Origin of the sequence: Bradyrhizobium sp. 134, assembly GCF_023074155.1 — a bacterium.
Classification (GTDB): domain Bacteria; phylum Pseudomonadota; class Alphaproteobacteria; order Rhizobiales; family Xanthobacteraceae; genus Bradyrhizobium.
Genome location: NZ_JADPKX010000034.1, coordinates 701761 through 724329, shown reverse-complemented (window position 1 = coordinate 724329; position 22569 = coordinate 701761). Strand labels below are relative to the sequence as shown.

At 64.5% G+C, this 22569-nt stretch carries 20 protein-coding genes; 15 read left to right on the top strand and 5 right to left on the bottom strand.

The window, feature by feature from the left end:
• Positions 1–60: 60 nt before the first annotated feature.
• Positions 61–732: a DUF938 domain-containing protein gene (locus tag IVA75_RS13020; protein WP_247285269.1), complete on the bottom strand. Its 672-nt coding sequence runs from the start codon at positions 730–732 to the stop codon at positions 61–63.
• 258 nt (positions 733–990) lie between these two features.
• Between IVA75_RS13020 and soxX the strand changes: the two genes are divergently transcribed.
• From soxX to IVA75_RS12970, 10 genes are all read left to right on the top strand, one after another.
• Positions 991–1344 carry a sulfur oxidation c-type cytochrome SoxX gene (gene soxX / locus IVA75_RS13015; protein WP_247285268.1) on the top strand — a complete coding sequence of 118 codons (354 nt, stop codon included), beginning with the start codon at positions 991–993 and terminating at the stop codon, positions 1342–1344.
• A gap of 37 nt (positions 1345–1381) precedes the next feature.
• The gene (gene soxY / locus IVA75_RS13010) at positions 1382–1873 is read left to right on the top strand and encodes a thiosulfate oxidation carrier protein SoxY (RefSeq protein WP_247285267.1); all 492 of its coding nucleotides are present in this window, start codon (positions 1382–1384) and stop codon (positions 1871–1873) included.
• 15 nt (positions 1874–1888) lie between these two features.
• Complete coding sequence (soxZ, locus tag IVA75_RS13005) at positions 1889–2200, top strand: thiosulfate oxidation carrier complex protein SoxZ (protein WP_204513134.1); 312 nt, start codon at positions 1889–1891, stop codon at positions 2198–2200.
• Positions 2200–3063, top strand: a complete 864-nt coding sequence (gene soxA / locus IVA75_RS13000) for a sulfur oxidation c-type cytochrome SoxA (RefSeq protein WP_247285266.1) — start codon at positions 2200–2202, stop codon at positions 3061–3063. Before soxZ ends, soxA begins: the two co-directional genes overlap by 1 nt.
• A complete protein-coding gene (locus tag IVA75_RS12995; RefSeq protein ID WP_247285265.1) occupies positions 3060–3365 on the top strand; it encodes a hypothetical protein in 306 nt (101 codons plus the stop codon). Before soxA ends, IVA75_RS12995 begins: the two co-directional genes overlap by 4 nt.
• 55 nt (positions 3366–3420) lie before the next feature.
• Positions 3421–5172 carry a thiosulfohydrolase SoxB gene (soxB, locus tag IVA75_RS12990; RefSeq protein WP_247285264.1) on the top strand — a complete coding sequence of 584 codons (1752 nt, stop codon included), beginning with the start codon at positions 3421–3423 and terminating at the stop codon, positions 5170–5172.
• Positions 5169–5624, top strand: a complete 456-nt coding sequence (locus IVA75_RS12985) for a hypothetical protein (RefSeq protein WP_247285263.1) — start codon at positions 5169–5171, stop codon at positions 5622–5624. Before soxB ends, IVA75_RS12985 begins: the two co-directional genes overlap by 4 nt.
• A gap of 272 nt (positions 5625–5896) precedes the next feature.
• The gene (locus tag IVA75_RS12980) at positions 5897–6934 is read left to right on the top strand and encodes an MBL fold metallo-hydrolase (protein WP_247285262.1); all 1038 of its coding nucleotides are present in this window, start codon (positions 5897–5899) and stop codon (positions 6932–6934) included.
• Positions 6935–7020: 86 nt separating this feature from the next.
• Positions 7021–7194, top strand: coding sequence for a hypothetical protein (locus tag IVA75_RS12975; protein ID WP_197031101.1), 174 nt, complete (start codon positions 7021–7023; stop codon positions 7192–7194).
• 297 nt (positions 7195–7491) lie between these two features.
• A complete protein-coding gene (locus IVA75_RS12970; RefSeq protein WP_247285261.1) occupies positions 7492–8700 on the top strand; it encodes an MFS transporter in 1209 nt (402 codons plus the stop codon).
• A gap of 76 nt (positions 8701–8776) precedes the next feature.
• Here the strand turns inward: IVA75_RS12970 and IVA75_RS12965 are convergent, their stop codons facing one another.
• The gene (locus IVA75_RS12965) at positions 8777–10123 is read right to left on the bottom strand and encodes an MFS transporter (RefSeq protein ID WP_247285260.1); all 1347 of its coding nucleotides are present in this window, start codon (positions 10121–10123) and stop codon (positions 8777–8779) included.
• A gap of 144 nt (positions 10124–10267) precedes the next feature.
• Here IVA75_RS12965 and IVA75_RS12960 point away from each other — a divergent pair, with 144 nt between their 5' ends.
• The 4 genes from IVA75_RS12960 to IVA75_RS12945 all read left to right on the top strand — a co-directional run bounded on the left by IVA75_RS12960 (position 10268) and on the right by IVA75_RS12945 (position 14934).
• Positions 10268–10921 (top strand): ABC transporter ATP-binding protein, encoded by a 654-nt coding sequence (locus IVA75_RS12960; protein WP_247285259.1) that lies wholly within the window; start codon positions 10268–10270, stop codon positions 10919–10921.
• On the top strand, positions 10918–13380 hold the full coding sequence (locus IVA75_RS12955) for an FtsX-like permease family protein (RefSeq protein WP_247285258.1): 2463 nt from the start codon (positions 10918–10920) through the stop codon (positions 13378–13380). Before IVA75_RS12960 ends, IVA75_RS12955 begins: the two co-directional genes overlap by 4 nt.
• A complete protein-coding gene (locus IVA75_RS12950) occupies positions 13370–14452 on the top strand; it encodes a lipocalin-like domain-containing protein (RefSeq protein ID WP_247285257.1) in 1083 nt (360 codons plus the stop codon). The genes IVA75_RS12955 and IVA75_RS12950 overlap by 11 nt, the downstream gene beginning before the upstream one ends.
• 95 nt (positions 14453–14547) lie before the next feature.
• Positions 14548–14934, top strand: a complete 387-nt coding sequence (locus tag IVA75_RS12945; protein ID WP_247285256.1) for an MAPEG family protein — start codon at positions 14548–14550, stop codon at positions 14932–14934.
• A gap of 176 nt (positions 14935–15110) precedes the next feature.
• Here IVA75_RS12945 and IVA75_RS12940 read toward each other — a convergent pair whose 3' ends face one another.
• The 3 genes from IVA75_RS12940 to IVA75_RS12930 all read right to left on the bottom strand — a co-directional run bounded on the left by IVA75_RS12940 (position 15111) and on the right by IVA75_RS12930 (position 20953).
• Entirely contained in the window at positions 15111–16304 is a 1194-nt protein-coding gene (locus tag IVA75_RS12940) for an ABC transporter substrate-binding protein (RefSeq protein ID WP_247285255.1), read from the bottom strand.
• A 270-nt stretch (positions 16305–16574) separates the two neighbouring features.
• Positions 16575–19739: a multidrug efflux RND transporter permease subunit gene (locus IVA75_RS12935; protein WP_247285254.1), complete on the bottom strand. Its 3165-nt coding sequence runs from the start codon at positions 19737–19739 to the stop codon at positions 16575–16577.
• A complete protein-coding gene (locus IVA75_RS12930; RefSeq protein ID WP_027565971.1) occupies positions 19736–20953 on the bottom strand; it encodes an efflux RND transporter periplasmic adaptor subunit in 1218 nt (405 codons plus the stop codon). The genes IVA75_RS12935 and IVA75_RS12930 overlap by 4 nt, the downstream gene beginning before the upstream one ends.
• A 444-nt stretch (positions 20954–21397) precedes the next feature.
• Here IVA75_RS12930 and IVA75_RS12925 point away from each other — a divergent pair, with 444 nt between their 5' ends.
• Complete coding sequence (locus IVA75_RS12925; RefSeq protein ID WP_247285253.1) at positions 21398–22552, top strand: iron-containing alcohol dehydrogenase; 1155 nt, start codon at positions 21398–21400, stop codon at positions 22550–22552.
• Positions 22553–22569 lie beyond the last annotated feature (17 nt).

Genomic DNA, 22569 nt, shown 5'->3' with positions numbered 1-22569 from the left:
ACGCCTTGGCTGGTGCACGAAGAACGTGGATGCCCGGGACAAGCCCGGCATGACGACCTTCTATCGCGCGAATACCAAGGTCAGATTGTTCGCGGGCATGTCGATCGTATCGACGAGGCGAAGACCAACGCCGCGGGCGAGCGCCTCGACGTCGGCGATATCACGCACGCCCCAGTCGGGGTTGCCTTCACGCAGGGAGGTGTCGAACACGGCATTGCTGAGCGCGATGTGCTTGCCGCCGCGCTTGAACGGGCCGTAGAGGAACAGCTTGCCGTCGGCGCGCAAATGGCGGCCGGCGCCGGCGAACAGGCCCTCGGCGACGCTCCATGGCGCGATGTGGATGACATTGGCGCAGAACAATGCGGCAAGACTTGACGGCGCCTGCCCGTTTTTCATCTCCGGGCACCAGTCCGGATCGGTGAGATCGATCCGCAGCGGCGAGCGGATGTTCTTCAGGCCTGAATGAACGCGCCACGCCTCGATGCTCTTGAGGTGGCGCTGGTTGAGATCGCTGGGCCACCAGATCAGGCCGGGCGTGTGACGGGCGAAGTGGACCACGTGCTGGCCGGTTCCGCTGCCGAGCTCGACCACGTTGCCGGTGCAGCCGGCGAGATGTTTTTCCAGTGCCGCCCAGAGCGGCTCGTGATTGCGATGAAATGCCGGCGCGTCGAGCCGCCCGTCGGACTCGACCCGACCGCCATCCCTGCCGAATTCGACGACATATTCAGCCAAGTGAGGTCCCCTTGAAAAACGAGAACGCGTTGAAAACAGGATGAGCGCCCAAACGCTCAGGAAACAGCCGGCCCGCGCCACGGCTCTTAACTCTCGGGCCAAATCGGCTGAACAAATAATCTCATTAGTTGCAATGGGGAAGATATTAACTTCATTTTGTCGCGTGCATAGTCTTGATTGTCAGGCGGTGCCCTTTGTGCTTTGGAACGCTTCTATTTCGCGATCGAGACCATCGATATAACGCTTCGGAATGACGCCTTGACCGCCTTTTCCCGGACGCCCGTTCTGTTCATCTTGCTGGTCATTGCCGCCGGCCTCGCCAGCCCGGCGTGGGCGCAGTCCGTTGTGGCCGACGGCCAGAAACTCGCTTTCGACCGCGGCAAGGGCAATTGCCTGACCTGCCATGTCATCAGGGGTGGCGACCTGCCGGGAACGATCGGGCCGGAACTGAAGGACCTCAAGGCCAAGTACCCCGATCGCAACGAGCTGGCCGCGATCATCTTCGACGAGACCAAGCGCAATCCGCAGACCATGATGCCGCCGTTCGGCCGGAACCGGATTTTGACCGAACAGGAGATCAGCGCGATCGTTGATTTCCTGCAGACCCTGTGACTTCAGGCACGCCAAGAGATTGGTTGGGAGACCCGAGATGACCACACTCACCGGCCCAAGCGCGACGCGCCGGCTGATTCTTCAAGGCGCAGCCTCGGTCGCGCTGCTCGGCCTCGGCAATCTGCCGTTCGGCGCCGCTCCCGCGCGCGCCGCGGCCAACGACAAATATCCGGAAGAGGCCTTCAGGCAGAAGAGCGAGGCGGACGCCATCAAGGCGCTCTACGGCAAAACCGCCGAGCCGTCCGACAAGGTCAAGCTGGACGCCCCCGAGATCGCCGAGAACGGCGGCGTGGTGCCGATCTCGGTGACGACGACGCTCGACAAGGTCAGCTCGATCTCGTTCTTCGTGGCCGAAAATCCCAGCGCGCTGGCCGCGTCCTACAGGATTCCCGAAGGCACGATCCCTGCTGTCGCCAACCGGCTGAAGATGGCCAAGACCACCAACGTGGTCGCGATCGTGGAGGCCGACGGCAAGCTCTACAGCGCGACCAAAGAGGTCAAGGTCACCGTCGGCGGTTGCGGCGGCTAAGCGAGGAAGATCGATATGGCATCCAGCATTCGCGTTCGCGCCACCGCCAACGGCGACATCACCGAGGTGCAGGCGCTGATCCAGCACCCGATGGATACCGGCTTCGTCAAGGACGCCAAGGGCGAGCTGATCCCGGCGCATTACATCCAGCAGCTGAAATTCGAATGTAACGGCAAGGACGTCTTCGTTGCCGATTGGGGCACCGCGGTCTCGAAGGACCCCTACGTCAAGTTCAGCTTCAAGGGGGCCAAGAAGGGCGACGATCTCAAGGTCTCCTGGACCGATAACAAGGGTGCGTCGGACACGACCACCGCGAAGATCTCGTGATGAAGGCCCGCACCTCCATCCTGCTTGGTTCGTTGAGCGCCGCGCTCGTCGCGTTGGCCCTCACCTCTCCGCGCGTGGTGGCGGCCGACAAGGTCGATCCCGTCGCCGATGCCAAGGCGTTCCAGAACTTCTTCTTCCAGAAGTTCCCGACCGTGAAGCACGAGGACTTCGTCAACGGTCCTTATTCCATGAACGAGGACATGAAGCGGCAGTGGCAGGAGAAGGAGGAATTCCCGCCCTACGAGTTCGCGCTCGACGCCGGCAAGGAGATGTTCGCCACCCCGTTCAAGAACGGCAAGACCTATGCCGACTGTTTCCCGAACGGCGGCATCGGCATCCGCCAGAACTATCCTTATTTCGACGAGAAGGAAGGCAAGGTCGTCACGCTGGAGCTGGCGCTCAACCACTGCCGCGAGGCCAATGGCGAGGCGCCCTATTCCTACGTCAAGGACGAGATGGCCTCGCTCACCGCCTACATGGCCTTCACCTCGCGCGGCAAGCCGATGGACATCACGATCCCCGACGATCCTCGCGCGCTCGCGGCATTCGAGAACGGCAAGCGCTATTTCTACACCCGCCGCGGCCAATTGAATTTCTCCTGCGCGAGCTGCCATGTGCAGAGCCCGGGCGAGCGCATCCGCGCCGAGATCCTGGCGCCGGCGCTCGGCATTCTGAACGCAATGCCGATCTACCGCTCCGAATGGAGCGGCATGGGAACGACCAGCCGCCGCTTCGTCACCTGCAACAGCCAGACCCGCGCGGTTCCGCTGGAGCCACAGGCGGATGAATACCGCGACGTCGAATATTTCCTGTCCTACGTCGCCAACGGCCTGCCGATATCGGGACCGGGAGCGCGGCCATGAAGCGGTCACTTGTCCCCGCCATGCTGCTTGCCCTGAGCTTCGCGCCGGCGGCCCACGCGGCAAATGAGGCAGACTACAAGGCGGCCTATGCCGCCGCCGAGGCCTCCTCCAAGGAGGCGGCCGGCATGCGCAACCAGTGGACCGTGACCGTCTCGACGCTGGCCGCCGCGAAGAAGGCGGCCGATGGCGGCGATTTCGACCGCGCCGTTGCCGCAGCCAGGGAGGCCGAGGCGCTGGCGAAGGCGTCGATCTTCCAGGCGATTTCCGAAAAAGAAGCCTGGAAGGCGATGGAAATCCGCTAGACTGTTCGCTTGTGCAACAGCCTTGCGGCCATGAGAGGGCGCGGAGAATTTCTGGATGGCGATCCGCCGCCGCGATTTCCTGAAGAATGCAGGCCTTGCTGCCGCATCGCTCAGCCTGCCACGGCTTGCGCGCGGTGCTGAGGCCGCGAGCATTTACGACCTCGAACGGTTCGGCAATGCGCGCATCCTTCACCTCACCGACACGCATGCGCAACTCAATCCGGTCTATTTTCGCGAGCCCAGCGTCAATATCGGGATCGGCGAGATGGCGGGACGGCCGCCGCACCTGGTCGGCCGCGCCTTCCTCGACCGTTTCGCCATCAGGCCCGACAGTGCGGACGCCTATGCCTTCAGCTGCTTCGAGTTCGAGAAGTCCGCAGGCCGCTTCGGCAAGCTCGGCGGCTTCGCCCATCTGAAGACGCTGATCGACCGCTTGCGCGGCGATGTCGGCGAAAAGCACTCCGCGCTCGTCGACGGCGGCGACCTCTGGCAGGGCTCGGGACTGGCCAACATCATGCAGGGCCGCGACATGGTCGAGGCCGCAAACCTGCTCGGTATCGAGGCGATGACCGGGCATTGGGAATTCACCTACGGCGAGCAGGCGCTGCGCGACAATCTCGCGCGCTTCAAGGGTGAGTTTCTGGCGCAGAACGTTTTCCTGACCGAGGAAGCGGCATTCAACGACGCCGCCGCCTTCGACAAGGCGACGGGGCGCGTGTTCAAGCCCTCCGTGATCAAGGAGCTCGGCGGCCACCGCGTCGCGATCGTCGGCCAGGCCTTCCCTTACGTGCCGATCGCGCATCCTAAGCGGTTCACACCGGACTGGACCTTCGGCATCCGCGAGGAAGAACTCCAGAAGCATGTCGATGCCTTGCGCGGCACCGACAAGGTTGATGCGGTCATCCTGCTGTCGCACAACGGCATGGATGTCGATCTCAAGCTCGCAAGCCGCGTCACCGGCATCGACGTCATCCTCGGCGGCCATACCCATGATGCGATCCCGCAGCCCATCGCAGTGAAGAATGCGAGCGGCACGACGCTGGTCACCAATGCTGGCTCCAACGGGAAATTCCTTGCCGTGCTCGATCTCGCGCTCGACAAGGGCAAGGTCGGCGACGTCAAATATCATCTGCTGCCGGTCTATTCCGAGCTGTTGAAGCCCGATCCCGCAATGGCGGAACTGATCGGCCGGTTGCGGGCGCCCTTCGTCACCGACTGGTTGGAAAAGATCGCGACGCCCGATCGCCTGCTGTATCGCCGCGACAATTTCGCCGGCCCGGTCGACGAGCTGATCTGCAGCGCGCTGCGCACCGAGCTCAACGCCGAGATCGCGCTATCGCCGGGCTTCCGCTGGGGCGTCACCGGGCTGTCCGGCCAGGCGCTGACGATGGAGGATTTGCTCGCGGAAACCGCGATCAGCTATCCCGAGACCTATGTGCAGGAGATGACGGGAGCCCAGATCAAGGACGTGCTGGAAGACGTCTGCGACAATCTCTTCAACACCGATCCCTATTACCAGCAGGGCGGCGACATGGTGCGCGCCGGCGGGCTCAGCTACACCTGCACGCCGACGGCGGCGATCGGCAGCCGCATCTCGGAGCTGAAGCTCAATGGCGGCAAGGCGCTCAGTGCCAGCCACCGCTACAAGGTCGCGGGCTGGGCCTCGGTCAACAGCCAGCAAGGCGCGCCGGTGTGGGACTTGGTGGCAAAATATCTGCGCTCGGGCCGGATGTTTCAGGAGCGGCTCGGCTCCGGCGTCACGCTAAAGGGCGTCGAGGGTAATCCAGGCATTGCAGGACAGGGATGATGCGGTCGCAAACCCTATCCGCGATGCTGCTGGCGCTGTTCGCCTGGGCGGCGATGCCGGCTTTCGCGCAGCAGGTGCCGCTCCAGGACAAGCCCTTCGCCGAGCACAAGATCGTGCTGCAGCTCTCCGATGGCGATTCCAGGAAGCAGGCTCTGGTGCTCAGCGTCGCCAACAATTTGCTGAAGGCCTACGACCCCGACAAGGTCGCAATCGAGGTGGTGGCGTTCGGTCCCGGCATCGATCTCCTGTTCACGGGCAACGAGCGCCGCAAGCAGGTCGAGGGCCTGATCGCGCAAGGCGTACGCTTCGACATCTGCCTCAACACCGTCGACACGATCGAGCGGGAGACCGGCAAGCGGCCGGAGTTCATCCCCGCCGCCACGCCGGTGCAGGTCGGGGTCGGGCAGATCCTGTTTCTCAGCGAGAATGGGTACACATTGGTGAGGCCCTGAGCCTTTTGTCGGGGCAAGGCGTCGCGGCACAGCCGGTGTCATCGCCCGCAAAGGCGGGCGATCCAGTACTCCGAGACGGCGAGGGGTACGGAAAGGGCGCGGCGTACTGGATTCCCCGCCTTCGCGGGGAATGACAGCGGTGGCCAGGTGACGCCCACTCGCTCGTCACAGGAATAAAAATCTTCCAAATTTTGTTGCTTACACAGTGAATTGCTTCTCTTGTGAGCCCGAAATGTAGTAGAATCTCCGGATAATTCACGCCGGGCCTCGCCATGATCTTCCGCCAGCTCTTCGACAGTGTTTCGGGTACCTACAGCTATCTCCTGGCGAGCCGCCCCGGCGGCGAGGCGCTGATCCTCGATCCCGTGCTGGAGAAGGTCGACCGCTACTGCCAGCTGCTGCGCGAGCTCGATCTCAAGCTGGTCAAGGCCGTCGACACCCATCTGCACGCCGACCACGTCACCGGCCTCGGCGAGCTGCGCGACCGCACCCATTGCATGACCGTGATGGGCGACCAGACCAAGGCCGACGTGGTGGCGATGCGGGTTGCCGACGGCGACAAGGTGACGATCGAGGGCCTGTCGCTCGACGTGATGTACACGCCCGGCCACACCGACGATTCCTATTCCTATCTGATGGGCGACCGCGTCTTCACCGGCGACACGCTGCTGATCCGCGGCACCGGCCGCACCGATTTCCAGAACGGCTCGTCGCGCGCGCAATACGACTCGATCTTCAACCGCCTGCTCAAGCTGCCGGACGAGACCATGGTGTTCCCGGCGCATGACTACAAGGGCGACACCGTCTCCACCATCGGCGAGGAGAAGCGCTACAATCCGCGGCTCCAGGTGCGCTCGGTCGACGACTATATCGAGCTGATGGCCAATCTGAAGCTGCCCAATCCGAAGATGATGGACGTCGCGGTGCCCGCCAACATGCATGTCGGCCTGCACCAGGAGGAGCTGGAGAAAGAGGGCCGCGCGCTCCGCGCCGTCGAGGCGATCCGCAGCCTCGGCCGTCCCGATATCCTGCTGGTCGATTTGCGCGAGACCAACGAGCGGATGAAGCACGGCATGCTTGAAGGCGCGCTGCATACGCCCTATCCGTCCGTTGAGGACAGCCTCAAGCCCGGCGGCATGCTGCGCGAGGTCGCGGCCGCCACCGGCCGCCGCGTCGTGTTCTTCTGCGCCTTCGGCGAACGCTCTGCGATGGCGGTCGCCGCCGCCAAGGAGGCCGGGCTCACCAACACCGCCCACATCGCCGGCGGCATCGATGCCTGGAAGAAGGCCGGCGGGCCGGTGGTGCACTGACCGTCTTGCCGCCGTTCTTGAGATAAATCAGCAGCTGCCCATATATTCAGGCTAGACGGATGCAGCATCACCATCCGGGACCAGCCATGGCCAAGATCGGCAAGCCGAGCGCGCCGCCGAAAATTGCGGACGACACGCCAGCAAAAGACAAGGCGAAGAAGCCTCCGCCTCCGCTCGACACCGACGACGATGATTACGAGGACGGCGACATGGCGACCCCGAAGCGCGACCGCTACGGGCCGGATGACGAGCCGTTTTGAGGGGCTCGGCTCTTGCCACGCTCTCAACTGTCGTCCTGGCGAAAGCCAGGACCCATACCGCGTGATCTCTCGATTATGACGGATCGCAGTCCCGGACGATGATCCTCCGCCAAACTGCCCCCTGGGGTAATGGGTCCTGGCTTTCGCCAAGACGACAATGTGGAGCCACCGTCCTCGCCATTCTCATGACCCCCTCTCGCCCCGCCCCCACTACCAGCCATGCGCCTGCGTTCATGGACAAATAACCGCTCTGCCCGATAGTTTGCGCGTCTCCAAAGGACATAAAACGGAACTGCAATGGTCGACGTTCTCGCCGCACCGCAGCAAGGCAAGGCGGACAGCGCGCTACGCACGCTGACGGGAATCTCGATCGCGCATTGGGTCAGCCATTTCCATCTGCTGGTCCTGCCGATGCTGTTTCCGTTCCTCAAGAATCAACTCGGCGTCGGCTATGTCGAGCTCGGCTTTGCGCTCACCGTGTCGGCCGTGGTGTCGGGGCTGACGCAGGCGCCGACCGGCTATCTCGTCGACCACTTTGGCGCGCGACGGATCCTGCTGGGCGGTCTCACCCTCGGCGGCTTCGCGCTGATCCTGCTCGGCCTGCATCTCAGCTACACCTCGCTGATCGCCTGCGCCGTGCTGCTCGGGCTCGCCAACAGCGTCTACCATCCCGCCGATTACGCCATCCTTGCAGAGCACATGGATGAAGCGCGGATGGGCCGCGCCTTCTCGATCCATACTTTTGCCGGCTATTTCGGCGGCGCGGTGGCGCCCGCGATCGTCGCCGCGATGGTCATCGTGTCCGGCGGCGCCGGTGCGCTGATCGCATCGGGCGCGATCGGCGTTCTGGTCGCGCTGTTGCTGGTGACGATGAACATTCCCGATGCCGGCGCGCACAAGACCAAGCCGGGCACCGAGAACGCACCTAAACAAGCCGTGATCACGCCGGCGCTGATCACGCTGACGGCGCTGTTCATGCTGCTCAGCCTGTCGGTCGCCGGCATCAACAATTTCGGCGTGGTAGCGCTGATGAGTGGCTATGGCGTCACCTATTCCGCGGCCAATGTCGCGCTCACCGCCTTCCTTGGTGCAAGCGCCGCCGGCGTGCTCGCGGGCGGCTTCCTTGCCGACCACACCGAGCGCCACGGCTATGTCGCCGCCGCCTGCTTTGCTGCGAACGCGGCGATCGTGCTGCTGATCGCGCTGGTCACGCTGCCGGGCTGGGCGCTGATCGCCACGATGGCGACCGCGGGATTCCTCTCCGGCGTGATCGCGCCCTCGCGCGACATGCTGGTGCGCAATGCAGCACCTCCCGGCGCGGCCGGCCGCGCCTTCGGCATCGTCTCCACCGGCTTCAATCTCGGCGGCATCGTCAGCCCGCTGCTGTTCGGCTGGATCATGGACCAGAGCGCGCCGCATTGGGTGTTCGGGGCGTCCGTGATCTTCATGCTCGCGACGGTGGTGCTGTCGCCGTTCACGGAGCGGAAGCGGCGGCCGCAAACCTAATCGTGTCCCGGCCTGGAGCGCAATTGCGCGCCAGGCCAGAACGACGATTGTAATTGGGTTTGGCGGAGCCCGCCCCTTACGTCGGCGACACCGCGCTCTTCAGCGGCGCGGCCTGCGGCGTAGCTCCACCGGTCAGCCTGGCCTTTTCCGTGTTGGGCCAGAGCAGGAGCAGCCCGAGGAGGCCGGAGCCGACCATGATCGCGGCGTTGATGGTGAAGCCGGTCATGTAGCCGTCGAGCATGCTGCCGGCACGCTGGATCACGCTGCCCATCACCAGCGGCGCGATGATGCCCGAAAGCGTATAGAGCGCACCGTAGATCGCGAGAACCGCGCCGCGCTGCGACGTCGGCGTGAACTCGCCAAGCATGGGCGGGCAAACGACGTAGATCGCGCCGCACAGGCCCGAGCCGACCACGAGCAGGGCGATCTGAAGGCCGGCGCCTTGGACGTGCGGCATCATCGCGAGGATCAGGCCGCCGACGATCAGCGGCACCGAGCCGAGCACGCCGCGGGAGATCCGCGACGTGTAGCCGCGTGCCAGCATCACCTGCGAGATCCAGCCCGTGAGAATGACGATGGTCGCCCCGAACACCCAGGGAAGAATCGAGACGAAGCCGGCCTGAGACTGCGAGAAGCCGAGGCCCTTGACGATGAAGGGCGTGAACCAGGTGAGCCCGAGCGACAGCGCCCAATAGGCGCCGAAGGTCGCGGTCACGCAGCCGATGAAGGTGCGCGATGTCAGGAGCTGGAGATAGGGTATTTTCGGTTCGATCACGGCCGATGCGTGGGTGTCCAGCGGGCCTTCCTTGCCGAGTGCGAGCCAGGCGGCGACCCAGATCAGACCGACGATTCCAAGCGCACCGAACGCATAGTGCCAGGAATGATTGACGATGATCCAGTTCAGCGCCGGGACCGCCAGGATCACGCCAAAGGCCGAACCCTGCGATAGGATTGCGGTCGGCATCGTGCGCTTCTCGTCGGGGAACCATTTGTAGACTGCGTGCATCGCCACCGAGGCCGCCGGGCCTTCGCCGGCGCCGAGCACGATGCGGCAGATCACGAGCGTGGTGAAAGAGACGGTGCCGACCATCGGAAACTGCGTCAGCGCCCAGATCACCGCGAGCGTCAACAGCACCCAGCGGGTCGGTACCTTGTTGACGATGAAGCCGACCACGATCGCCGAGATCGAGAACAGGAAGAAGAACGACGAGCCGAGCAGACCGAACTGCTCGGGCTCGAGCTTCAGCTCGGTCATGATCGGAACGCCCGCGAGACCGACGACGATCTTGTCTGCGAAGTTCACCAGCATGAAAAGAAACAGGAGAAATGTAACTGTCCAGGCACCCTTTGGCGTTTCCTTCGACGTTTCCTTGGACATCCCCGTCATCTTGCCCGCCGCGGGCTGCGTTGCCTGAGCGCTCATCGTTCTCCCCGTCGTCCCTTTTTGGCACTTTTTTGATTTGGTCCTCTTAGGAGCTAACAACGGCTTCAAGACCAACGCAACCCGGCATTTCCGCAGCAAGTGTGCTACGCAGCAATACCCTAATTCCGTCCGGCGCCATTCATCGTGCTGAGCATCCGAAACCTCTCCAAGACGTTCTCTTCGGCCGGTGAGCCGGTCCATGTGCTGCGTGGCGTCGATCTCGACCTCAAGGCGGGCGAACGCGTCGCGCTGACCGGCGAGTCCGGCAGCGGCAAGAGCACGTTGTTGCACCTGATTGCAGGGCTCGATGCCGCCGATAGCGGCACGATCCGGCTGGAAGATGCCGAGATCACCAAATTGTCCGATGCGGGACGCGCCGGCCTGCGGCGCGACCGGATCGGCTTGGTGTTTCAACAGTACAATTTGATTCCGAGTCTGTCGGTCGGTGATAATCTGGTGTTTCAGGCGCGGATCGCCGGCCGGTACGACGCAGCTTGGTATAAAGAGCTGATCGAGCGGCTCGGGCTTGGCGGACTGCTCAAGCGTTATCCAGAACAACTATCGGGCGGGCAGCAGCAACGGGTCGCGATTGGCCGGGCCCTGGCGACAAAGCCGTCGTTACTGCTGGCGGACGAGCCGACCGGCAATCTCGACGAGGCCACCGCCGAGGACGTGCTTGCCCTGACGCGCGACCTCGTCACGCGCACCGGCTGCGGCTTTCTGATGGTGACGCACAGCCTGCATCTGGCCGCGACACTCGATCGCCACGTCAATCTGCATGCCGGGCGGATCGCATGAGGCGCGCGCTCTGGGTCCTCGCCGTTCTGCTCAGTCATTGGCGACGCCACAAGATGCAGTTCGCGACGCTCCTGATCGGGCTGATCGCGGCGACTGCGCTGTGGAGCGGCGTGCAGGCGATCAACCAGCAGGCCCGCAACGCCTATGACCGCGCCGCGGCAACCTTCGGCGGCGCGCGCACGCCGATGCTGGTCGCGCCTGATGCCGCGACCTTTCCGCAGGAATTGTTCGTCAAGCTCCGTCGCGCCGGCTGGCCGGTCTCGCCGATGCTGGAGGGCCGGGTCCAGGTCAACGGGCGTTCGGTCCGGCTGCTCGGCATCGAGCCGGTGACGCTGCCGGTCGATGTCGGCAATGCACCTCGGCTCGGCGCCGCCGATCTCAACAGCTTCGTCGCGCCGCCGGGCCAGACGCTGGTGGCGAAGGAAACGCTGACCGATTTGCAGGAGCAGGAGGGCGCGGCACCAGCGATCAGCAACGGCGCAAAACTGCCGCCGCTGCGCGTGCTGCCGCAGCTCGTGCCCGACGTGCTCGTGGTCGATATCGGCGTGGCGCAGCGGCTGCTGAACAAACCGGACCAGATCTCGCGGCTTCTGATCGGCAAACCGAAGGGCAAGCCTGCGCCATTGGCGAGCGTCGTCGGCGACCGCTTGCAGCGGGTTGAGCCGGATGCGGAGACTGAGCTGGAGCGCCTCACCGACAGCTTTCACCTTAACCTCACAGCGTTCGGCCTGCTGTCGTTCTTCGTCGGTCTTTTCATCGTCAATTCAGCCGTCGGCCTCGCCTTCGAGCAGCGGCTGCCGATGCTGCGTACGCTGCGGGCCTGCGGTGCCTCGGCGCGACTGATCAACACCGTGCTGGTTGTCGAGCTCGTGGCGCTGTCGCTGATCGCAGGCCTGATCGGGCTTGCCTGCGGCTATTTCATTGCGGCCGCGCTCTTGCCCGACGTCGCAGCATCCCTGCGTGGACTCTATGGCGCGCAGATCCCGGGGCAGCTCAGCTTGCGTCCCGAATGGTGGCTCGCCGGGATCTGCATCAGCATTGTGGGCGCGCTTGTTGCCGCGGCGACCAGCCTGATCAAGGCTGTCAGGATGCCGGTGCTGGCGACCGCGCAGCCGCGCGCCTGGCAACAGCGGCAGCGCCGTTGGCTGATCCTGCAAAGCGGAGCTGCCTGCGCCGTGTTCGCGGTCGCGCTGTTGCTGCTCCAGTACGGGCAATCGCTGATCGCGGGCTTTGGCGTGCTGGCAGCGCTGATGCTCGGCGCCGCGTTGATCCTGCCGGCCTTCCTCGACATCATCCTGCAAACCGGGCAGCGTTTCGCGCGAAAACCGCTCGCGCTGTGGTTCTGGGCGGACAGCCGGCAGCAGCTCTCGGGTTTGTCGCTGGCGCTGATGGCGCTGCTGCTCGCGCTCGCCGTCAATGTCGGGGTGTCCACCATGGTGGAAACGTTCAGCCGCACCTTCATCAGCTGGCTCAACGGGCGGCTCGCAGCCGACGTCTACATCAGCGCCTCCGACAATGCGAAAGGCGTCGCGATCCGCAACTGGCTGAAGGAGCGCAGCGATGTCCAGGCGATCCTGTCGGGCGGACGCGCCGAGGCACAGGTGCAGGGCCAGCCGGTGGAGCTGCTCGGCCTGCCCGATCACGCACTCTATCGCGAGCGCTGGCCGCTGCTGGAAGCCGCGCCCCGTGCCTGGACCCGGCTCGTGCCCGGTAATGCCGCGTTCATCAGCGAACAGCTGAGCCGCCGCCTCAACGTCCGCGTCGGCGATGTCGTTGACGTTCCGGCGCCGGGCGGCACCTGGGAGCTCGACATCGTCGGCATCTATGCCGACTACGGCAACCCCAAGGGCCAGCTTGCCCTGAACGTCGCAGCGCTGATCCGGCAATTTCCGCAGACGCCGCAGACGCGCATCGGTCTCATCGTCGCGAAGGAGAATATCTCCGGCCTGATCGCGGCGCTGCAGAAGCAGTTTGCGCTCGATGACCGCAGCGTCGCCGACCAGGCGACGGTCAAGGCGGAATCGATCCGGATCTTCAACCGCACCTTTGCGGTGACGTCGGCGCTGAACGCGTTCACGCTCGGCGTCGCCGGGATCGCGCTTCTGACCAGCCTTCTCACACTGGCGAACTCGCGCCTGCCGCAACTCGCACCGCTCTGGGCGATCGGCATCACGCGGCCACGCCTTGCCGCGATCGAGCTGACCAAGACGCTGTCGGTCGCGCTGTTCACGTCGCTCCTGGCCGTGCCGCTCGGCCTGCTGGTGGCGTGGTGCCTGATCGCGATCGTCAACGTGAAGGCGTTCGGCTGGCGGCTGCCGTTCCACGTGTTTCCGCTGCAACTGGTCGAGCTGGTCGCGGTTGCGCTGTTCGCCTCGTTGCTTGCCGCCCTGCTGCCGATGATCCGACTGGCCCGGATGCAGCCGGCGAGCCTCGTCAAGGTGTTTGCCAATGAGCGCTGACAGGATATCGCGGCGCACCTTCGCCGGCGGCATCGCCGCGCTCGCGGCAGTCCGCCGCGCGCGGGCGCAAGGCTATGCCGGGCTCGGCGAGACAGCCGACGGCTTTGCCAAGGTCACGCCGGGGAAGACGTTCGCCTTTCCGGACGATCACGGGCCGCATCCGGAGTTTCGCATCGAGTGGTGGTATCTCACGGCGAATCTCGTCGATGCCAGCGGCGCTGCTTGCGGCCTGCAATGGACGCTGTTCCGGCAGGCGACGCAACCGGGGCCGCAGGGAGAAGGCTGGGCCAATCAACAGGTGTGGATGGCGCATGCCGCGGTGACACGCGCCGACACCCACCGCTTCAGCGAGCTGTTTTCCCGCGGCGGTGTGGGGCAGGCCGGCGTCACCGCGAAACCGTTCTCGGCCTGGATCGACGATTGGGCGATGAACGGATCCGAGCGCACCGAAGATCGCACTTTGGCGCCGCTGACGCTGACGGCCGCGGGCGCCGACTTCAGTTATGCGTTAACGTTGGAGGCCGATCGTCCGGTGGTGCTGCAAGGCGATCGCGGCTACAGCCGCAAGTCGGAGCGCGGACAGGCCTCCTACTATTACAGCCAGCCGTTCTATCGCGCCCGCGGCACGCTCACCATCGACGACAGGACGGTCGATGTTTCCGGCCAGGCCTGGATGGACCGCGAATGGAGCAGCCAGCCGCTCGACACCGACCAGACCGGCTGGGACTGGCTGTCGCTGCATCTGGCGTCCGGCGACAAGCTGATGCTGTACCGGCTGCGCCAGAAGGACGGCCGGAATCATCCGTTCGGCAACTGGATCTCCGCCGCCGGCGATACGCACATGATTGCGGGCGACGACATCCAGATGACTCCGAAGGCGACCGCCGAGGTCGCGGGACACAAGCTGCCGGTGGAATGGCAGATCGCGATCCCCTCGCGGTCGTTCTCGATCCAGTGCAAGGCGCTCAATCCAAACGCGTGGATGGGGACCGGCTTTTCTTATTGGGAGGGGCCGATCAGCTTTGCCGGCACGCATGACGGCGTTGGCTATCTCGAGCTGACCGGGTATTGAAGAAGCGCGACCTGTCTAGATCCTCGTTTTGACGCGTTTTTCTTTACGCGGGCCGGGTGTCGACTTCGCTCGAAAACGCTTTAAGGAAACCAACGATGTATCGTCTCACCGCCCTCGCCACGCTGCTGGCGATCGCATTTTATTTCTTCACCTGCATCAATGTCTCGCGGGCGCGGGCCAAGACCGGTGTTAAGGTGCCGGCCACGTCAGGCCATCCGGATTTCGAGCGCGCGTTTCGCATTCAGATGAACACGCTGGAATGGATGCCGATCGTCCTGCCGGCGCTGTGGCTGTTTGCGATCTATATCGGCGACGCCATCGCGGCCGGCATCGGCGCGGTGTGGATCATCGGCCGCATTGTCTATTTCATCGGTTATTCGAAGGCTGCCGCTAAACGCGGCCCGGGCTTCATGATCCAGGGCGTCGCGGCGATTGCGCTGTGGGCGGGGGCGTTGGGCGCGGTGGTGCTGCGGCTGGTGTGAGGGGCGGGCAACCGCCACGCACTCAGAGTCGTCCCGGCGAAGGCCGGGACCCATAACCACGGGATGTGGTTTGACGATGACTCGGAGTTACCAGTGCGCGCCCACAACTTCTCCCTGGGGTTATGGGTCCCGGCTTTCGCCGGGACGACATAGGAGTTATTGGCGCGGTCCTGGCCCTACTTCGTCAGCGGACAGCCGCTCTCCTTGGCCGTGAAGAACGCCCTCTCGCCGGGAACGACCGCGAGCTGCTTGTAATAGTCCCAGGGCTTCTTCGATTCGGAGGGCTTCTTGACCTCGAACAGATACATGTCGTGGACCATGCGGCCGTTCTCGAGCACCTTGCCGCCTTGCGCGAAGTCGTCGTCGACCGGCAACTCCTTCAGCTTCTTGGCGACCGCATCCGGATCCTTGGTGCCAGCGGCCTTGACCGCCTTGAGATAGCTCAGCGTCGCCGAATAGGTGCCGGCCTGGATCATGTTCGGCATCCGGCCGGTGCGCTTGAGAAAGCGTTCGCCGAGATTGCGGGTGCGGTCGTTGATGTCCCAGTAATAGCCCTCGGTCAGCACCAGGCCTTGCGCGGCCTGCAAGCCGAGACCGTTCACTTCGGCGAGCGTCATCAAGAGGCCCGCGAGCTTCTGGCCACCGGAGACGATGCCGAACTCGGACGCCTGCTTGATCGAGTTGGTGGTGTCGAGGCCGGCATTGGCAAGGCCGACGATCTTCGCCTTCGAGCTCTGCGCCTGGAGCAGGAAGGAGGAGAAGTCCGAGGAGTTGAGCGGCACGCGCACCGAACCGAGCACCTTGCCGCCATTGGCGGTGACGATCTCGCTGGTGTCCTTCTCCAATGCGTAACCGAAGGCGTAGTCCGCAGTGAGGAAGAACCAGCTGTCGCCGCCGGCCTTGGTCAGCGAGCCGCCGGTGCCGACGCCGAGCGCGCGGGTGTCATAGGCCCAGTGGAATCCATAGGGCTGGCAGGCATCGCCGGTGAGGCGCGAGGTCGCAGCGCCGACGACGATGTCGATCTTCTTCTTTTCCTTGGAGAGCTCGTGGATCGCGAGCGCGACCGATGAGGTCGTCAGCTCCGTGATCATGTCGACGTTCTCGACATCGTACCAGCGGCGCGCGATCGAGGTCGCGAGATCCGGCTTGTTCTGGTGGTCGGCGGTGACAAGTTCCACCTTCTGGCCCAGCACCTCGCCGCCGAAATCCTCGATCGCCATCCTGGCGGCCTCGACCGACCATTTGCCGCCGTAATCGGCGTAGACGCCGGACTGGTCGTTGAGGATGCCGATCTTGACGCCTTGCGCAGAGGCCGGCGCGGCCGCCAGCAAGGCCGAAATTGCGACAGCGGCCAAAAGTGCTGATTTCATCGGTTGCTCCCAGCAGTTTTCTGTTTTGAAATCGGGCGGATACTAGTGAAGAACCCCGCGCCTGCCCATCCATTGCATGTTGGTCGTTAGTATGAAGGGCGTGCCAAGCAAACGGCGTCGTCCCCGACAAGCGCAGCGAAGCGGAGCGCAGATCCGGGATCCATAACCACAGGGCGTCGTTTTGCGACGACTCGTGGTTACCAGCTTCGCTTCGAACCTCTCCATCGGGTAATGGGTCCTGGCTTTCGCCAGGACGACATTTGAGAGGAATCAGCCCACCGCCTTCGGCTTCCCCTCGTTCTTCCCCTCGGCCAGGTTCCTCACCACCACGTAGAAGATCGGCGTGAACAACAGCCCGAACAGGGTGACGCCGATCATGCCGAAGAACACGGCGACGCCGACCGCTTGCCGCATCTCCGAGCCCGAGCCGGACGAGATCACCAGCGGCAGCACGCCGAGGATGAAGGCGAAGGACGTCATCAGGATCGGCCGCAGGCGCAGGCGGCAGGCGTCGATCACGGCCTCCAGCCGCGGCTTGCCTTCCTTCTCGATGTCGCGGGCGAACTCGACGATCAGGATCGCGTTCTTTGCCGCCAGCCCTACCAGCACGACGAAACCGATCTGGGTGAGGATGTTGACGTCCTGCCCCATGATGCGCACGCCGATGGTGGCGGCCAACAGGCACATCGGCACGATCAGGATCACCGCGAACGGCAAGGTCCAGCTGCCATATTGCGCAGCGAGCACGAGATAGACGAACAGCACGCAGATCGGGAACACGTAGAGACCCGCATTGCCGCCCGTGATCTGCTGGTACGACAGGTCGGTCCATTCGAAGGTGAAGCCGCTCGGCAGGGTATCGTCGGCGAGCTTCTTGATGGTGTTGAGCGCGGTGGTCGAGCTGGTGCCCGGCGCCGGCTCGCCCTGCAATTCGGACGCCGCATAGAGATTGTAGCGCGCAACGCGGTCGGGGCCCGAGACGTCCTTGAACTCGACCACGCTGCCCAGCATCACCATGTCGCCGGAGGCGTTCCGCGTGCGCAGGCGCGACAGGTCGCTCGGTTCTTTGCGGAACGGGAAGTCCGCCTGCGCGGTGACGTGATAGGTGCGACCGAACAGGTTGAAGTCGTTGACATAGGTCGATCCGAAATAGGTCTGGATCGTGTCGTTGATGCCGGCGATGGGAACGCCGAGCTTCTGCGCCTTGGTGCGGTCGATGTCGACGAAGAGCTGCGGCGTATTGGCCGAGAACGGAGAGAACACGGAGGGAGCGAGCAGCGAGGGCGATTTGCGCGCTGCGGCGACAAGCTCGTCAGTAGCTGCGGCGAGCATCTCCGGCCCACGGCCCTGGCGGTCCTGGATGCGGATGGTGAAGCCGCCACCGGTGCCGATGCCGGGCACGGCCGGCGGCGGAATCACGATGATGAAGGCACCCTGAATCGCGGCCAGGCGTTTGCGCAGCTCGACCGTGATGGCGTTCGCAGACAATCCCTTCTTGATCCGCGCCTCGGGCTCGTCGAACACCGGGAAGAGCGCCGCCGCGTTGCCGGCCTGCGTCCGCGTCGCGCCGGAGAAGCCGGCGAAAGCGGCGACGCGGATGATACCCGGCGTATCCAGCGCGATCCGCTCGATCTCGCGCACGACCTCGGTGGTGCGTGCCAGCGAAGCGGCGCCCGGCAATTGCACGGAGATGATGACGTAGCCGCGGTCCTGCGCCGGAATGAAGCCTTGCGACGTGGTGGCGATCAGCCAGCCGGCGCTGCCGATCAGCACGACGTAGATCAGGATCATCACCGCCGAATGCCGGATCACGAAATTGGCGAGGCCGGCATAGCCATGCGCGAGACGGTCGAACACGCGATTGAAGACGCCCGTGAAAGCGCTCCAGCCGCGGGCGAGGATATTCCAGCGCGCCGGCGGCCGCTTCTCCTCGTGCGGGACGAGGAGAAGCGAGGCCAGCGCCGGCGATAGCGTCAACGAGCAGAAGCAGGAGATTGCGGTCGCGACCGCAATGGTGACGGCGAATTGCTGGAAGAATTGCCCGGATATGCCGCCCAGAAACGCAGTCGGAACGAACACCGCGCAGAGCACCAGCGCGATCGACACCAGTGCGCCGCCGACCTCCTCCATAGTCTTCAGCGCGGCGTCGCGCCGGCTCATGCCATGCTCGAGATGCCGCTCCACATTCTCGACCACCACGATGGCGTCGTCGACCACGATGCCGACGGCGAGAACGAGCCCGAACAGCGTGAGGTTGTTGATGGAGAAGCCGAGCGCCGCCATCACCGCGAAGGTGCCGACCAGCGAAACCGGGATCGCGATAATCGGAATGATCGCGGGTCGCCACCCTTGCAGGAATACCAGAACCACGATGACCACGAGCAACATGGCCTCGTAGATGGTCTTGATCAGCTCATGGACGGACTGCGCGATGAACTCGGTCGGGTTGTAGCCGATATTGAAGTCGAGGCCCTTCGGAAAGGTCTCCTTCAGCTTCGTCATCGTGTCCGAAATGTTCTTCGCGGTCGCGAGCGCGTTCGATCCCGGCCGCTGCGTCACCAGCATGGCGACCGCCGACTTGCGCAGCAGGAAGCTGTTGGTGGAGTAGGCGAGAGCACCGAGCTCGATGCGGGCGACGTCGCGCAGGCGCACCGTGCGGCCGTCGGAGCCGGCCTTGATCAGGATGTCCTCGAACTGCTTCTGGTCTTTCAATCGCCCGGTAAAGGTGAGGTTCGGCTGGAAAGCGCGATCCGCGATCGGCGGCTCGGCGATCTGGCCGCCCGCGATCTGCACGTTCTGCGCACGGATCGCGGCGAGCACTTCGGCCGAGGTCAAGCCGAGATTGGCGATTCTATCCGGATCGAGCCATAGCCGCATCGAATAATCGCGTGCGCCGAAGATCTGGATGTCGCCGACGCCGTCGATCCGGAGCAGCTGGTCGCGGACCTGGAGCAGCGCGTAGTTGGAGATGTAGAGCTGGTCGAAAGTGTCGTCCGGCGACAGCATGAACACGACCATCAAAATGTCGGGCGAGTTCTTGCGTGTGGTGACGCCGTTGCGCTGAACCTCTTCAGGCAAACGCGGCTGCGCGATCGCGACGCGGTTCTGCACCAGCACCTGGGCCTTGTCGAGATCGGTGCCAAGCTTGAAAGTGACGGTGATGGTGAGCTGGCCGTTCGAGGTCGCCTGGCTGTAGAGATACAGCATGTCCTCGACGCCGTTGATCTCCTGCTCGATGGGAGCTGCAACCGTGTCGGACACGGTCTGCGCGGAGGCGCCAGGATATTGCGTGGTGACGACGACGGTCGGCGGCACCACTTGCGGATATTCGGAGACCGGCAGCGTGGTGTACGCGAGCGCGCCGACGATCAGCAGCACGATCGACAGCACCATCGCGAGAATGGGCTGGTTGATGGAGAGACGGCCAAGATTCATGACTTGTCACCGGGCTTGCCACCGGCCGGCGCTGGCGCCGTCTGCGGGGCGACCTTGGCGCCGACACGGGCGCGCTGGATGCCGTTGACGATGACGCGATCGTCAGCCTTCAGCCCTTCGCGGATCACGCGCAAGCCGTCATCGAGCGGCCCTAGCGTCACGGGACGCGCCTCGACAGTGTCGTCCGGCTTCACCACGAACACGATCTTGCGCGACTGGTCGGTCGCAACCGCGACGTCGGGAATCAGCAGCGCCTCATATGGCGCGCTGCCGATCAGGCGGACGCGACCGAACTGACCCGGCAGGATCGACAGATCGGTGTTCTTGATCACGGCGCGGCTGCGCAGCGTGCCGGTGGAGACATCGAGACGGTTGTCGAGGAAATTGATGCTGCCTTCACGGGATGGTTTCGTCTCGCCGGCGAGCGTCACCTGCACCGGGTTCGCCGTATCGCGCGAGCTCGGGCGGCGGCCTTCGAACCACAGCTTGCTGTATTTGATGAAGGTCGCCTCATCCATGTCGAAATAGATATAGATCGGGTCGAGCGTCACGATCGAGGTGAGCAGCGTCGACGTTCCGGTATCGCTGCCCTGCACGAGATTGCCAGGGCTGACGAGATGGCGGCTGACGCGGCCGGTCAGCGGCGCCGTCACATGCGTGAATTCGATATTGAGCTTGGCGACTTTGAGCGCACCCTCGGCCTGTGTTTCGGCAGCATGCGCGGCCTGCAAGGCCTGCCGGCGCTGATCGACAACCTGCTCGGAGACGGCGCTGGTCTGCACCAGGCTCAAACCGCGATCGAGCTCCCGCTTTGCAAGCTCCACCTTGGCACGCGCATCGGAAAGCTGCCCCTCCGCCTGCGTGGCCACCGCCTCGAACGGACGTGGGTCGATGACATAGAGCAGATCGCCCTGACGAACGATGGCGCCATCCTGGAATTCGACAGAGTTGACAAACCCACCGACGCGCGGGCGGACCTGCACCTCCTCCATCGCCTCGAAGCGGCCGGTGAACTCGTCCCAATCGGTGACGGTGCGCTTGACCGGCTGGGCGACGGTCACCGGCGCGGGCGGCGGGGCGGCCGCTTGCGGGGTCGGCTGTCCACAGCCCGCAAGACCGAATGCCGCGGCGAGAAGCCCCGCGATCACGCGAGGTCGAGGCGAAACGAAATCGTGCCTTTTGACAAACTGCTCGCTTCCGTCCGGTCCAGTCATCCCAGGTCCTCGCATAAAAACCGCGGAAATAGCAGGGTACGCCTGTACCCGCGGGCGCCACAAGATGGGTCGCAATGGTGAACTCTTCAAGACCAAAGCGCGCGCAAGGCTCGGCGAGATGCCCTAGCCGGATGATGGGTTGACAGGTTCTTCTTCGCCTCTCCCCGCCTGCGGCGAGAGCTATTGCATCTGACAGAAAAACTTGGGGCATTGGCGCTTCCACAGCGTCATGGCCGGGCTTGACCCGGCCATCCACGTCTTGCCCCGTGGCGCAAAGAACGTGGACGCCCGGGCCTTCGCCTCGCCGAAGCGGCTTCGGCCGCGCAGGCGGTACAAGCCGGGCATGACGACCTCTCGGCCAGCGTCTTCGCGCATGACGAATGCCGCCAGCGCGGTTAGACTACCCCCCACAAAAATAAGTCGAATTGTCCGGGGAGGACAGGCGTGCACCAGGGACGTGTCGTTTACGGCGCGATCGAGGAAGTCGTGTTCGGCCATCCCGCGGCCGAAGCCGTGGTCGCGCAGATGGACCGGCTGGGGACGCGCCGCGCCTTCCTGATGGTCTCGGGGACGCTCAACCGCCAGACCGACGAAATCACGAAGATCAAACAGGCCCTGGGCACAAATTGCGCGGGCGTCTTCGATGCCATGCCGGCGCACACCCCGCGGGAGGCGGTGATCGCCGCCACCAATGCGGCGCGCGGCGCGGGCGCCGACCTGATCGTTACCGTGGGCGGCGGCTCGATCACCGACGGGGCCAAGGCGGTGCAGCTCTGCCTCGCCAACGGCATCGACGATGTCGACGGCATCGAGCGTATCCGCGTGCACAAGGGCGTCGCGCCCGAGATGAATGCGCCGACCGTGCGTCAGATCAGCGTCCCGACCACAATCGCCGGCGGTGAGTTCAGCTCGGTTGCTGGTGTCACCGACCGCACCGCCCATGTGAAACAGATGCTGCGGCATCCGCTCAGCGTTCCGCGCGCGACCATCCTCGATCCGGCCATCACCGTGCACACGCCGGAATGGCTGTTCCTCTCGACCGGCATCCGCGCCATCGATCATTGCGTCGAGGCGATCTGCTCGCGCGAGACGCATCCCTATGCCGACGCGCAGTCGGTGAAGGGCCTCGCCATGCTCGCCGACGCGCTGCCGCGGGTGAAGGCTGACCCTGCTGACCTCGACGCGCGCATGGATGCGCAGATCGGCACTTGGCTGTCGATGGGCGCCCTCGCCGCCGGCGTGCCGATGGGGGCAAGCCACGGCATCGGCTACGTGCTGGGTGCAGCCTTCGACGTGCCGCATGGCTACACCTCCTGCATCATGCTGCCGGCCGTGATGCGCTGGAATGCGCCCGACAATGCCGAGCGCCAGATGATCGTCGCGGCCGCAATGGGTTTTCCCGGCCACAAGGCGGCCGATGTGCTGGACGCCTTCATCCGCTCGCTCGGCATGCCGCGCAGCCTCGCCGATGTACGCGTCTCGCCGGAGCATTTCGACGCCATCGCGGACGCTGCGATGCGCACGAACTGGATCCCGCGCAACCCGCGCAAGATCGACGGCCCCGCGCAGGTGCGCGAAATCCTGCTTCTTGCCGCATGATCTAAAGCCGGAGGACC